Source organism: Collinsella sp. AF38-3AC, assembly GCF_003474365.1.
In the GTDB taxonomy this organism is placed as follows: domain Bacteria; phylum Actinomycetota; class Coriobacteriia; order Coriobacteriales; family Coriobacteriaceae; genus Collinsella.
The window spans coordinates 22,046-35,694 of the sequence record NZ_QROM01000021.1 but is presented as its reverse complement, the minus strand read 5'-3'; the positions used below and the strand labels follow the sequence as shown (position 1 = coordinate 35,694).

The 13,649-nt window shown below is 60.2% G+C and carries 8 protein-coding genes; 4 read left to right on the top strand and 4 right to left on the bottom strand.

Going from position 1 to position 13,649, the window contains the following annotated elements; translation table 11 throughout:
- Positions 1-90 precede the first annotated feature (90 nt).
- On the bottom strand, positions 91-2,619 hold the full coding sequence (locus tag DW029_RS09970) for a phosphoketolase (protein ID WP_118345989.1): 2,529 nt from the start codon (positions 2,617-2,619) through the stop codon (positions 91-93).
- Between the two features lie 204 nt (positions 2,620-2,823).
- On the bottom strand, positions 2,824-3,852 hold the full coding sequence (locus DW029_RS09965) for a LacI family DNA-binding transcriptional regulator (protein ID WP_055252182.1): 1,029 nt from the start codon (positions 3,850-3,852) through the stop codon (positions 2,824-2,826).
- Positions 3,853-4,035: 183 nt separating this feature from the next.
- Here DW029_RS09965 and murB point away from each other — a divergent pair, with 183 nt between their 5' ends.
- Entirely contained in the window at positions 4,036-4,998 is a 963-nt protein-coding gene (gene murB, locus DW029_RS09960; protein WP_117735685.1) for a UDP-N-acetylmuramate dehydrogenase, read from the top strand.
- A 228-nt stretch (positions 4,999-5,226) separates the two neighbouring features.
- Here the strand turns inward: murB and DW029_RS09955 are convergent, their stop codons facing one another.
- Positions 5,227-6,432, bottom strand: coding sequence for a hypothetical protein (locus tag DW029_RS09955; protein ID WP_118345988.1), 1,206 nt, complete (start codon positions 6,430-6,432; stop codon positions 5,227-5,229).
- Between the two features lie 267 nt (positions 6,433-6,699).
- Here DW029_RS09955 and galE point away from each other — a divergent pair, with 267 nt between their 5' ends.
- The 3 genes from galE (at position 6,700) to glgP (ending at position 11,884) form a co-directional block, all read left to right on the top strand.
- A complete protein-coding gene (gene galE / locus DW029_RS09950; protein ID WP_006235870.1) occupies positions 6,700-7,761 on the top strand; it encodes a UDP-glucose 4-epimerase GalE in 1,062 nt (353 codons plus the stop codon).
- Positions 7,762-7,970: 209 nt separating this feature from the next.
- Positions 7,971-9,488, top strand: a complete 1,518-nt coding sequence (malQ, locus tag DW029_RS09945; protein WP_233543859.1) for a 4-alpha-glucanotransferase — start codon at positions 7,971-7,973, stop codon at positions 9,486-9,488.
- Positions 9,489-9,616: 128 nt separating this feature from the next.
- The gene (glgP, locus tag DW029_RS09940) at positions 9,617-11,884 is read left to right on the top strand and encodes a glycogen/starch/alpha-glucan family phosphorylase (protein WP_233543858.1); all 2,268 of its coding nucleotides are present in this window, start codon (positions 9,617-9,619) and stop codon (positions 11,882-11,884) included.
- 536 nt (positions 11,885-12,420) lie between these two features.
- Here glgP and DW029_RS09935 read toward each other — a convergent pair.
- Positions 12,421-13,620 carry an ABC transporter ATP-binding protein gene (locus DW029_RS09935; RefSeq protein WP_117743781.1) on the bottom strand — a complete coding sequence of 400 codons (1,200 nt, stop codon included), beginning with the start codon at positions 13,618-13,620 and terminating at the stop codon, positions 12,421-12,423.
- Positions 13,621-13,649 lie beyond the last annotated feature (29 nt).

The following is a 13,649-nucleotide window of genomic DNA, read 5'->3' as shown; positions in this document are numbered from 1 at the left end:
GGGCGCCTTCCTCTGAGAAGTTCGCGAAGCCCACTTCTCAGAGGAAGGCGCCCGCCCGGAGGCGGCCCCAGCGCGAGGCCGTCCCGGATGCTATTCGTTGTCGCCGGCAGTTAGCTGCGTTGCGGAGAGCGCGCCGTCGGCTGCGGTTGCGGCAGCGGCGTCGGGCCAGACCCAGTCGGTAAAGGCCGGGTGATCGAAGCCCTCGTCGCACGCGAACTCAAAGGCCTCGGTGCGGAAGGCCTCCCACTCATCAATCTGCTCGGCAAACTTATCGGCGTCGACCATGCGCAGCACGTCGGCGGCCAGGGCCCAACGATCCATGTTGTTCAGGCGCAGCATGTCGAACGGCGTGGTCGTGGAGCCCTTCTCCTCGTAGCCGTGGACGCGGAACGCGTCGTGTCCGGGGCGGTTCCAGATCAGGCGGCGAATCGTGCCGGCATAGGCGTGGAACGCGAAGAGCACGGGCTTCTCGCCGCAGCCAAACAGCTCAGCCCAGCGCTCGTCGCTTATAGCCTGGTCGTTCTCGCAGACGTTCTGAATCTTGAGCAGATCGACCACGTTGACGAACCATACCTTAATGCCCAGCTCGCGCAGCATATCGGTTGCAGCCAGAGCCTCGAGCGTCGGCACGTCGCCACACGTGGCGACCACGACGTCGGCCTCGCCGAGCGAGTCGGCGGTCGATGCCCACTCCCAATTTGCGACGCCCTCGGCGAGCTCGGCCTTTGCCTCGTCGACCGTCTGGAAGGTCGGGGCGGGCTGCTTGCCGCAGAAGATGGCGTTGACGCAGTCGGTGGACTGGTAGACGCGCTCGGCCACGGCGAGAGCCATGTTAGCGTCGGCCGGATAGTAAGCGTTCACGATATGCGTGTCGTTGGCCTTGTTGAGCAGCAGGTCGATAAAGCCAGGATCCTGGTGCGAGAAGCCGTTGTGGTCCTGACGCCAAACATGGCTCGACAGCAAAATGTTGAGGCCGCTGATGGGGGCACGCCACGGAATCTCGCGCTTGGTAGCCTCGAGCCACTTGCAGTGCTGGTTGACCATGGAGTCGACCACATGGACAAAGCTCTCGTAGGAGCTCCACACGCCGGAGCGGCCGGTGAGCACATAGGCCTCGAGGAAGCCCTCGCACTGGTGCTCGGACAGCTGCTCGACAACCTTGCCGGAGCCAGCGAGCAGCTCGTCGTTGGCCTCGTCCTCGTAGAAGCCGGCATCCCACTGCTTCTTGGTCACCTTATAAGCGGCCTGCAGGCGGTTGGACGCGGTCTCGTCGGGACCGAAGATGCGGAAGTCGTCCATGTTCTTGGCCAGAACGTCGGCAGTGTACTCACCAAAGACGCGGGCAGCCTCGGTGGAGCCCCAACCATGGCCCTTCTCGGCGACGGGAATCTCGTGGGCGTGGATATCGGGCAGCTCGAGCTCGCGACGCACCTTGCCGCCGTTCGCGTTGGGGTTGGCGCCAATACGCAGCTCGCCGGTCGGCATAAAGGCCGTTACCTCGGGGCGCACCTGGCCCTCGGGCGTAAAGAGCTCCTCGGGCTTGTAGGAGCGCAGCCACTCGCGCAGCACGCGGAAGTGCTCGTGAGTGTCCTTGGCGCTTGCCAGCGGCACCTGATGGGCGCGCCAGGAGTCCTCGGTCTTCTTGCCGTCGATCTGCTTGGGGCAGGTCCAACCCTTGGGCGTACGGAACACAATCATGGGGTAGGCCGGGCGGACCACGGTCTCGCCCGCGGCAGCCTGGGCCTGCGCGGTGGCCTTGATGTCACAAATCTCGTCAAAGACCTGCTCAAACAGGGCGGCAAAGCGCTCATGGATGCTTGCGTGGCTCTCGTCGTCAAAGCCGGCGATAAAGAAGTGCGGCTTATAGCCCATACCCTCAAAGAACTTGGTGAGCTCTTCGTCGGACACGCGGGCGAGGATGGTGGGGTTGGCGATCTTGTAGCCGTTGAGGTGCAGGATCGGCAGGACGATACCGTCGGTTGCCGGGTTCACGAGCTTGTTGGACTGCCAAGAAGTCGCGAGCGGACCGGTCTCGGACTCGCCGTCGCCCACCACGGCCACGGCCAGCAGGCTCGGGTTGTCCATGACGGCACCGTAAGCGTGGCTGAGCGTGTAGCCGAGCTCGCCGCCCTCGTGGATGGAACCGGGCGTCTCGGGCGCAAAGTGGCTCGGGATGCCGCCGGGATAGGAGAACTGGCGGAAGAACTTCTGCAGGCCGGCCTCGTCATTGGTGATGTCGGGGCGGATCTCGCGGTAAGTACCGTCGAGCAGCGACTGAGCGGTGCCGGCGGGGCCACCGTGACCCGGGCCCATCAAGAAAATGGCGTTCTGGTTGTGATCGGCAATAAGGCGGTTGACGTGGCCGAACAGGAAGTTGATGCCGGGCGTGGTGCCCCAGTGACCAACCAGGCGATGCTTGACGTCCGAACGACCGAAGTCGCGCGCCTCGCCAGTCTTATCGTCGACAAAGTCAGCGCGCATCAGCGGGTTGGAGCGAAGGTAGATCTGACCGACGGACAGGTAGTTCGAAGCGCGCCAATACAGATCGACACCCTCGAGCTCGGAAGCCGGCACCTCGTGCCCCAGCTTTTGCCACGGCGTCCCCAGTGTTTTAGCCATTGTTTATGTCCCTTCGCTGCGCGGTCACCCTCCGATACGGCAACCATTCGTTGGGACTAGTATATTTGCTAAAACGTTTTATCATGGTGAAAAAACGTTTTACCATCTCTATCAAACACGCCAATTGGCAAAACGCAACATTCACCTGCGGCATTGCCTGTCACAGATGCTCCACATTCGATCTTCTCGAATTGATAAACATGTTTAGTTGTATTTAGTAAGTTCTAGAACGCTGCCCTTCACAATGAGAGCAGGCTCCAGAACCACTTCTTCGGCACGCCTGCCGCCCTTGCCGGCAAGACGTTTGGACATGCAACCAAAGGCATGCTCGGCAAGCACGCCCGGATCCTGCTCGATCGCGGTCAGCGCCGGCTCAAAGAGAACGTCGGCAGCCGAGTTGTCATAGCTCACCACCGAGATATCGCCCGGGATGCTCTTCCCCATCTCGTGCAAGCGCTTGAGCAAACCGAGGGCGATGTTGTCCGAACTTGCGAACACGGCGGTGGCATCGGTTGCGAGCACCGCCTCCGAGGCCTCGTAGGCACTCGGAATGTAGTACTCGCTCTCGAACTCCAAGCGCGCGTCGATGGGCAGGCCAACCTCGCGCAGCGCGCGTTCATAGCCGGCAAGTCGTTTGCGACCCGTATTGGAGCGACGCGCGTTAACCAAGCAGGCAATACGGCGGTGGCCCTGCTCGATCAGATAGCGGGTGGCCATATAGCCGCCCATCTCGTGGTCGAACATCACCTTGTCGCACTCGAGCCCCTCAATGGCACGGTCGACCATTACAGCCGGGATGGGAAGGTGGCTGACTTCCTCGCGCAGGGCGCGGTCGTCGGAGAACTCGTCACCTACCACCAGGAAGACGCCATCGACACCGCGCGTCACCAGCTGACGCAACAGCTCCAGATCGTCATCGGCGCTTCCGCCCGAGCTGGTAATAAAGAGCGCGTAGCCGTCCTCGCGGCAGCGCTTTTCCAAGCTGCCGGCGAGCGAGGCGAAAAAGCGGCTCTCGATGTTGGGAACGATAAGGCCCAGGGTGCGCGACTCGCGCATGACCAGGCTGCGCGCGATCTGGTTGGGAACATAGTGATTGCGCGCCGCAACCTCCTTGATGAGTTTGCGGTTTTCTTCCGAGATGCGACAGGGCCGATTATTGAGAACAAGCGAGACCGATGAAGGGGAAAGCCCCACCTCTTGGGCAATCTGCTTGAGGGTGACTTTGTTGGCCATCTCGCTCCTTCCGGGTTTACGCGCAATCTCTTGAAAGTATAGCGACTGCCCCTCTACCTCGATGATAAACACTTTATCAATCCGGTGGACGGCAGTTTTATCGCCGCCAGCGCACCAAATACATCTGGGTGGGGTATATTGCAATCGATTGATGAGAACGACCACCAAAAGGCGGATATTCGTATGCACGAGAACGACTTTTTTAACGAGGACCTGCTGTGCGCGCTCGCTGGCGTTGCCGGCGAGGACAACGTGTTGATGAGCGAGCCCATGCGCGAGCACACCACGTTTAAGATCGGTGGCCCGGCCGATGTCTTTGTCACGCCCGATACCGAGCAGGGCCTCGTCGCCACGCTTGACACCTGCTATCGCTGTGATCTGCCGCTCACCATCGTAGGCAACGGCTCGGACCTGCTCGTCGGAGACAAGGGCATCCGCGGCGTCGTCGTGGCGCTGGGCGAGGGCCTCTCCGACATTACGGTCGACGGCACGCACGTCACGGCGGCAGCCGGCGCCCTGCTTTCCGATGTCGCCGCGGCAGCAGCCGAGGCCGGCCTCACCGGCATGGAGCCCATCTCGGGCATCCCCGGATCGGTCGGCGGCGCCTGCTACATGAACGCCGGTGCCTATGGTGCCTGCATGGCCGATGTGCTGGAGTCTGTGCGTGTCTACAAGCCCGCCCGCATGCTCGACGACGGCACCCGCGGCAGCGGCAACATCATCGAGTTCGATGTCGATGAGCTCAACCTGGGCTATCGCAAGAGCCGCATTGCCGACGACGGCTTCATCGTTCTTTCGGCCACCTTCAATCTCGCCCCGGGCAACGCCGCGATGATCAAGGCCGACATGGACGAATACCGCCAGCGCCGCGAGGACAAGCAGCCGCTCGACATGCCGAGCGCCGGCTCCACCTTCAAGCGCCCCGAGGGCTACTTTGCCGGCAAGCTCATCATGGACGCCGGCCTGCGCGGCCATGCCGTCGGCGGTGCGCAGGTAAGCGAGAAGCACTGCGGCTTCATCGTCAACGCCGACCACGCCACCGCAGCCGACGTCGACGAACTCATCCGCGACATCCAAGCCAAAGTCAAAGACCAATTCGGAGTAGACCTAGAACCCGAAGTTCACCGAGTAGGCGAATTCCTCTAACAAAGAAGGCCCCGAAAGGGGCCTTCGCCATATTTATTCAGATAAACCAGTCCGGTATGTGACGTATTGGACCCGAGAGGTCCGTGGCTGCCCGAAAGGCATTAGGTTGATCGCAAGTTCCGCACGAGCCGGAGAGCACTTAATGTGCTCTCCGTGCGAGCAGGACTGTCCAAGCAGGCAACCTAATGCCTTTCGGGCAGCCACGGACCAACTTACTTCAAACCGCAGTTACGACAGCACCACGCCGCCAAGCCAGCCCCAACGCACGCCAGAGCCAGTACCGTAAAAGCTAATAAACGAGTCAAGCGACTTAGACGTAATGGCACCCTCGTTGCTCATAACGATGCCGCCGCCAACGTAGATACCCACATGACCGTAGATAAGACCCGGAGCACCCGTGCCGCTGTGCGAGGAATCGGCAACGATCATGCCCACCTGCAGCGCCGAGCGGTCAGAGCTATAGCACCAGGCGTTAAACATATCGCACGCGTTACCGCCAAAGTAGCCAACGCCGGCGTTGCGGAAGACGTTGGTAACCCACGCTGCGCACCAGTTCTGACCCGGGGAAGGCGTGGAGTAGCACGCGTTGACGACGGCCTGCTGCTTGCCCGATCCGGCATTCTGCTGCGGAGTTCCGGGAGCATACGATCCGCCACCCGAGCTCGAACCGCCCGAGTAGGAATTGTTCTTGTTCGCGGCGGCGGCAGCGGCGGCGGCCTTCCTGGCAGCCTCCTCGGCCTGGGCGGCAGCGAGGATCTCGGAATCGCGCTGAGCCATGAGCTCCTTGACGTCGTCGGAAAGACCGTTCAGCACGGTCTGGACTTCTTGCTGCTTGGCCTGCATATCCTGCATCTGAGCCGTCTGCTGGTCCTTGAGCTTCTCCAAGTCGGCCTTTTGTGCTTCGAGCTCGGTCTTCTGTGCGTCGAGCTCAGCCTGAATCGTCTGGATATCCTCGATGGCATCGCGGTCGCTCTTGTTAATCTTCTCAACGTAATGCGCGTTGGCGACGAGTTCCTCAAACGAGCCTGAGGCCAGCAGCAGCGACAGGATGTTCGTGCCGCCGGACTTGTAGCTGGCGGCCACGCGATCGGAAAGATCGCCGCGTTTCTTTTTGAGCTCGGCCTTCTTCTCGTCAATCTGCGCCTGCGTGTCGTCGATCTGGCCCTGTACGCCCTCGATATCGTTGAGGGTCTGGGCATTCTTGCTGGCCAGCGCCGCGTATTCATTTGCGATGCTGTCGAGCTGGGCCTGAACCTCGTCGAGCTGGGCCTGGGCGGCATTCAGTTTATCGGTGGTTTCTTTGGAAGCCTCCGCCGCATGGGCGCGAGTGGGCAAGCCAAAAAGAACTGCCGCAGAAGTGGCGCCGAACAGGGCCTTGAGGGCGGTACGGCGCGAGAGCTCCTGGGAAAGGATGGAATCGCTGTTTGGTGACATATGTACTCCGTTACATGCTTATTTATATGTCGCTCAATTCATACATATTAGCGTACATATGGCGCGTCCCAACGATTTCCACGAACGGCAGGAAACTGCAAGGTCGACGGCTCGTAAGCAAATGCCAAAGATCAGGTTATGCGTACGCAAGCTCTTGTATGAGTACGTTAACATAATCCTCTGATTTTCCCGCCGCGTACGTTTTTTGGAACAACTGTCTGCGCTATACTCCCCTGAAGAAGTGTTCCTGATTCGATAGGAGACTACATGTCCAAAGCACTCGACCCCAAAGACACCTGCGTCCTCGTTACCGGTGGCGCCGGCTTTATCGGCTCGCACACCGTCGTTCAGCTGCTAGAGGGTGGCTACCAGGTCGTCATCGTCGATGATCTCTCCAACTCCAGCGCCGTCGCCGTCGACCGCGTCAAGACCATCGTGGGCGACGAGGCCGCCAAGAACCTCACCTTCTACGAGGCCAACGTGCTCGACCGCGATGCGATGAACAAGATCTTCGATACCCATCAGATTGACCGCGTCATCCACTTTGCCGGCTTTAAGGCCGTCGGCGAGTCGGTGAGCAAGCCCGTCGAGTACTACCACAACAACATCGAGAACACCCTGGTGCTCATCGACGTCATGCGCAATCATGGCTGCAAGTCCATCATCTTCTCGAGCTCCTCGACCGTCTACGGCGACCCGGACAACCCACCCGTCACCGAGGAGGATCCTAAGAAGCCCGCGACCAACCCCTATGGTTGGACTAAGTGGATGATCGAGCAGATCCTTATGGACGTCCACACCGCCGACCCCGAGTGGGACGTCGTGCTGCTCCGTTACTTCAACCCCATCGGCGCTCATCCGTCGGGCCTGATCGGCGAGGACCCCAAGGGCATCCCCAACAACCTGGTGCCCTATGTCGCCCAGGTCGCCGTGGGCAAGCTCGAGGCCGTTCAGGTCTTCGGCAACGACTACCCCACCCCCGACGGCACCGGCGTGCGCGACTACATCCACGTGTGCGATCTGGCCTCTGGTCACGTTGCCGCCCTTAACTGGATGAACGGCAAGACCGGCGTCGAGATCTTTAACCTGGGCACCGGCACCGGCACCTCGGTACTCGAGGTCGTCGCCGCCTTCTCCAAGGCTTGTGGCAAGGAGCTACCCTACGTGATCCGCGAGCGCCGCGCCGGCGACATCGCCGCCAACTGGTGCGATGCCTCCAAGGCCGAGCGCATGATGGGCTGGAAGGCCCAGTACGACATCGCGGACATGTGCCGCGATAGCTGGAACTGGCAGAGCCACAACCCCAACGGCTTCGCCGACGCCGAGTAGCAAAAACCTACATACCGCTCTTGCCCCGATTTCACGTTGTGAGGTCGGGGCTTTTTTCATGGCATATAGCCATTCGCCGAAAATCGACCAACTTTTTTATCTTGCCTATACATGTTTAAACAACATGTTTTACAATAGGCATATCGAATCAGAACACCGGAGGCGGACTGCACACCCATTGGCAGGCCGACCCCACAACAAGAAGGTTGGTGAGCGCATTCATGGAGCGTGCAAGCGGCGTCCTCATGCCCGTCTCATCTCTGCCCGGACCATACGGAATCGGCGGCTTTGGCTGGAATGCCTACGACTTCGTCGATTTTCTCGCCTCGTGCAAACAACATTACTGGCAGATTCTGCCCCTTACGACGACCAGCTATGGCGATTCGCCCTATCAGTCGTTCTCGGCCCGCGCGGGCAACCCCAACTTCATCGACTTTGCCGAACTTATCGAGGCAGGGTATCTTGAGCAGCGCGATATCGATGGCGTGTATCTGGGATCCGACCCCAGCAATGTCGACTACGGTGCTATCTTTGGCGGCCGCCGTCAGATTCTCGACCGCGCCGCCGAGCGCTTTGCCGCCGATAAGCCGGCAGATTTCGATGACTTTATCCAGGCCAACGAGGACTGGCTCATCCCCTACTGTGAGTTCATGACCGTCAAAGAGGAGTGCGGTCTCAAGGCGTTTTGGGAGTGGCCCGCGGAGCTCCGCACCCGCGGCGAGTCTTCCGCCAAGGTCTGCGCCGACCATCCGGCGCGCATGCTCTACCACCAGATGACGCAGTACTTCTTCAATCGCCAGTGGAGCCGCCTCAAGGCCTATGCCAACGAGCGCGACATTCTCATCATCGGCGACCTGCCCATTTATGTCTCGCGCGACTCCGTCGAGATGTGGGCGACACCTGAGCTCTTTAAGATCGACGCCGCCGGCAATCCCGTGAGCGTCGCCGGCACGCCGCCCGACCAGTTCTCGGCCACCGGCCAGTACTGGGGCAACCCCATCTACGACTGGGACGCCATGGAGTCCGACGGCTTCTCCTGGTGGGAGGGCCGCATTCGCGCTGCCCTCGACATGTACGACGTCATCCGCCTGGATCACTTCCGCGGCTTCGAGGCCTATTGGGAGGTGCCGTTCTCCTCGCCCGATTCGTCCCACGGTTCGTGGACGCAGGGTCCCGGCCTCAAGCTCTTCAAAGCGCTCGAGGAAAAGCTCGGCACGCTGCCCATCATCGCCGAGGACTTGGGCTTCCTCACTCCCGGTGTCATCGACATGCGCGACAACTCGGGCTTCCCTGGCATGAAGATCCTGCAGTTTGCCTTTGAGGGCACCAACTCGTACTACCTGCCGCACAACTACATTGCCAACACCGTCGCCTACGTGGGCACCCACGACAACGAAACGGCACGTGGTTGGTTTGAGGGAACGGCCACCCCGCGTCAGCGCGAGCAGGCAGCCCTGTACGCCCATCAGCAGGCCGGCGAACCCATCTCCGACGCGCTCAACCGAACCATCGCAGCCAGCGTGAGCGACACGTGCATCTACACCATGCAGGACCTGCTCAACTTGGGCAATGAGGCGCGCATCAACACCCCTGCCACGCTGGGCGGCAACTGGACTTGGCGCATGCTCGACGGCGCCATCACCCGCGAGCTCGAGCACAAACTCACCGACTGGACCGAAACCTACTTCCGCATCCCGTCGGAAGCTGAAATCGAGCTTCCTCAATAGGAGCTACCGCGCCCGACCCCTCCCCACCGTGCGGACGCGCTTGCTTTTCCCGCGCGAGGCCACCCCAATCCCCTCGCGCGGGCTTCTTATGAATTGCAGACATGAAACAACCCATCACAGGAGGAAACATGCCCCAAATAAACCTCATGGAACTCGCCGAGCAGTCTTTTGGCGCCTCGCTCGAGCAGCTCGACGACCGTCGCATTTACAAGCTGCTGGTCAAGCTCGTGCAGGAGCGCTCTTCCGCCTGCCCGCTCAACAATGGCAAGAAAAAGCTCTACTACATCTCTGCCGAGTTTTTGATTGGCAAGCTGCTCATCAACAACATGATCGACCTCGGCATCTACGACGAGGTTAAGGACCAGCTCACCGCCGCAGGCCACGACCTCAACAAAATCGAAGAGTTTGAGGTTGAGCCGTCGCTCGGCAACGGTGGCTTGGGCCGTCTGGCCGCATGCTTCCTGGATTCCATCGCCACGCTGGGCTTGACCGGCGACGGCGTGGGCCTCAACTACCATTACGGCCTGTTCCGCCAGCGCTTTGTCGACAAGCAGCAGAAGGCCGTCCCCGATGAGTGGCTTGGCGAGCAGGACATCCTGGTCGATGACGACCGCTCCTACACCGTTGAGTTTGGCGATTTTGCCGTTACCTCCAAGCTCGTCAACATCGATGTGCCTGGTTACGGCCAGCCCACCAAGAACCGCCTGCGCCTGTTTGACCTGGCAAGTGTCGACGATGGCCTGGTCCCCGGCAGCTCCATCGACTTCGATAAGACCGAGATCGCCAAGAACCTCACCCTGTTCCTCTACCCCGACGATTCCGACGAGCAGGGCCGCCTACTTCGCATCTACCAGGAATACTTCATGGTGAGCAACGCCGCCCAGCTCCTGATCGACGAGGCTGTCGAGCGCGGCAGCAACCTGCACGATCTAGCCGACTACGCCGTGGTCCAGATCAACGATACGCATCCCACCATGGTCATTCCCGAGCTCATCCGCCTACTCACCACCGAGCATGGCATCGAGTTTGACGAGGCCGTGACCATCGTACGCTCCATGGTCGCCTACACTAACCACACGATTCTTGCCGAGGCCCTCGAGAAGTGGCCGCTCGCCAGCCTGCAGAAGGTCTCCCCTGCCATCGCCGACATTATCGTCAAGCTCGATGAGATTGCGAAGGCCGAGCACGATGACCCGCGCGTCGCCATCATCGACGAATACAACACCGTTCACATGGCCCACATGGACATCCACTTTGGCTTCTCCATCAACGGCGTAGCCGCCCTCCACACCAAGATCCTGGAGGACACCGAGCTTCATCCGTTCTACGAGATCTATCCCGAGAAGTTCTCCAACAAGACCAACGGCATCACCTTCCGCCGCTGGATCCATGGTGCCAACCCCGCGCTCGCCAGCCTGCTCGACGATGTGATCGGCACCGATTGGCGCAGCACCGGCAATCTGAGCAAGCTCGCCGAATTCGCCGACGACAAGGACGTTCTTGAGCGCCTGGCTGCCACCAAAGTCGAGGCCAAGAGCATCATGCGCCAGTTCATGGCGCTCGAGCAGGGCGTGACCATTCCCTCCAACGCCATCATCGATGTTCAGGTCAAGCGCATCCACGAGTACAAGCGCCAGCAGATGCTCGCGCTCTACATCATCTGGAAGTATCTCGACATCAAGAACGGCAACAAGCCCGCTCACCCCGTCACCATCATCTTTGGCGGCAAGGCGGCACCTGCCTACACCATCGCCCAGGACATCATTCACCTGATCCTGACGCTGTCGCAGTGGATTGCAAACGACCCCGACGTGGCTCCCTACCTGCAGGTTGTCATGATCGAGAACTATAACGTCACCGCCGCCGAGCGCGTGATCCCCGCCGCTGACATCTCCGAGCAGATCAGCCTGGCCTCCAAGGAGGCAAGCGGCACCTCCAACATGAAGTTCATGCTCAACGGCGCCCTAACCCTGTGCACGCTCGACGGTGCCAACGTGGAGATTGCCGAGCTCGTGGGCGACGAGAACATCTACACCTTTGGCGCCTCGTCCAAGCAGGTCGAGCAGCTCTACGCCGACGGCACCTACAATGCCGGCGCACTCTACCGCAAGCCCGGCATCAAACTGCTGGTGGACTTCATCACCAACCCCGCCTTTATGGCGACCGGCAACGCGGAGCGCCTGCAGCGTCTGCACGACGACATCAAGGGCAAGGACTGGTTCATGGCCCTACTCGACATTGAGGAGTACATCCAGACCAAGGAGCGCGTGCTGGCCGACTACGAGGACCAGGACGCTTGGATGCGCAAGGCGCTCATCAATATCGCCAACGCCGGCACCTTCTCGTCCGACCGTACGATCTCCCAGTACAACGACGAGATCTGGCACCTGAGCTAGCTCATTCCCCTTACCCATCCTCTTGAGAAACGGAGTCGTGGCAACACGGCTCCGTTTTTTGTGCCCGCACGTTACCCTGTGACCCGACTCTGCCAAACAATCTCGATCTGTAACAACTAGCCAGCAGAATTGGCACCGCCCGTTACAGAACGAGACAATCAAAACCGTCCATCTGAGTTCATCTCAATCTGTAACATCTGGCACCTAAAATTGGTTCTTCCTGTTACAGATCGAGACAAACGGAATCGTCCCGCAGCAATATCTCAATCTGTAACATCTAGCAGCTGAAATTCGTCTTTGGTGTTACAGATTTAGATGAAATGGTTAGCTCAGCGGAACCGTCTCGATCTGTAACATCTAACGTCCGAAATCGGCCCCACCTGTTACAGATCGAGACAAACGACCGGCCAGACGGCCCCAACACAAAGAAAGGCTCCCCTCTCGCCCAGTGGACGGGAGGGAAGCCTTATATGTGACCGCGGCAAAAGGATGGCAATACCGCAGTCGCCCAAAGGGAGGGTCTGGATGCACCGGGCCTAGATAAGGTTCTTGCCAGAGACCTTATCGAAGAGGTGGGTCGCGTTCTTCTCGAACTTGAACCAGATGGGGTCGCCCGCCTTGAGCGCGCCCTTGGCCTCGAGGTCGACGACGGGGATAATCAGGACAAACTGGCCGTCGGGAGCGGTCACGTGGACATGCTCGGTCGAGCCCATGAGCTCGGTCACCTCGACGGTGCCCTGGAGCGCACCCTCCTCGCCCTTGTCGGCAAGCAGGATCTGCTCGGGACGCACGCCGGCCGTAATCTCCTTCACGTCGCCGCCGTCCCAGTTGAGGGCAAGCTGTGCGCAAGTCTCGGGGGCGAGCGCCACGTTCATATCCTCGGTCTTGACGGTAAAGCCGTTGCCCGAGCGCACCAGCTGGGCATCGAAGAAGTTCATCTGCGGCACGCCGATGAAGCCGGCGACGAAGATGTTCGCGGGGTGGTTGAAGACCTCCTGCGGCGTGGCGATCTGCTGGACAACACCGTCCTTCATGACCACGATACGGTCACCGAGGGTCATAGCCTCGGTCTGGTCGTGGGTAACGTAGATGAACGTACCCTTGATCTCGTGGCGCAGCTTAATGAGCTCGGCACGCATCTGGTTACGAAGCTTGGCGTCCAGGTTGGACAGCGGCTCGTCCATCAGGAAGACCTTGGGGTCACGAACGATAGCGCGGCCGATGGCGACGCGCTGGCGCTGGCCGCCCGAGAGCGCCTTAGGCTTACGGTCGAGGTACTCGGTAATACCCAAGATCTCGGCGGCGGAGCGAACCTTGCGGTCGATCTCGTCCTTGGGGACTTTCTTGAGCTCAAGCGTAAACGCCATGTTCTCGTACACCGTCATATTGGGGTACAGAGCATAGCTCTGGAACACCATGGCGATGTCGCGGTCCTTGGGAGCGACGTCGTTGACGCGCTTGCCGTCGATGAGCACGTCACCCGAGGTGATGTCCTCCAGGCCGGCGACCATGCGCATCGTCGTGGACTTACCGCAGCCAGAGGGGCCAACGAGGACGATGAACTCCTGGTCGTGAACGGTGAGGTTAAAGTCCTCTACAGCGAGCACACCGTCCTCGGTAACCTTGAGGTTGTGCTTCTTCTCCCCGGTCTTCTTCTTTTTGCCAAAGAAGCCCTTCTTTTTTGACTCGTTGTTGGGATACACCTTCTGAACATGTTTGAGAACGATCTCGGCCATGTCTTTACCTTTCGATACGCGGCGCCGCG

Coding starts and splice junctions, on each gene's coding strand:
- DW029_RS09970 (WP_118345989.1), bottom strand. CDS start 2,619: ATGGCTAAAACACTGGGGACGCCGTGGCAAAAGCTGGGGCACGAGGTG.
- DW029_RS09965 (WP_055252182.1), bottom strand. CDS start 3,852: ATGGCCAACAAAGTCACCCTCAAGCAGATTGCCCAAGAGGTGGGGCTT.
- murB (WP_117735685.1), top strand. CDS start 4,036: ATGCACGAGAACGACTTTTTTAACGAGGACCTGCTGTGCGCGCTCGCT.
- DW029_RS09955 (WP_118345988.1), bottom strand. CDS start 6,432: ATGTCACCAAACAGCGATTCCATCCTTTCCCAGGAGCTCTCGCGCCGT.
- galE (WP_006235870.1), top strand. CDS start 6,700: ATGTCCAAAGCACTCGACCCCAAAGACACCTGCGTCCTCGTTACCGGT.
- glgP (WP_233543858.1), top strand. CDS start 9,617: ATGCCCCAAATAAACCTCATGGAACTCGCCGAGCAGTCTTTTGGCGCC.
- DW029_RS09935 (WP_117743781.1), bottom strand. CDS start 13,620: ATGGCCGAGATCGTTCTCAAACATGTTCAGAAGGTGTATCCCAACAAC.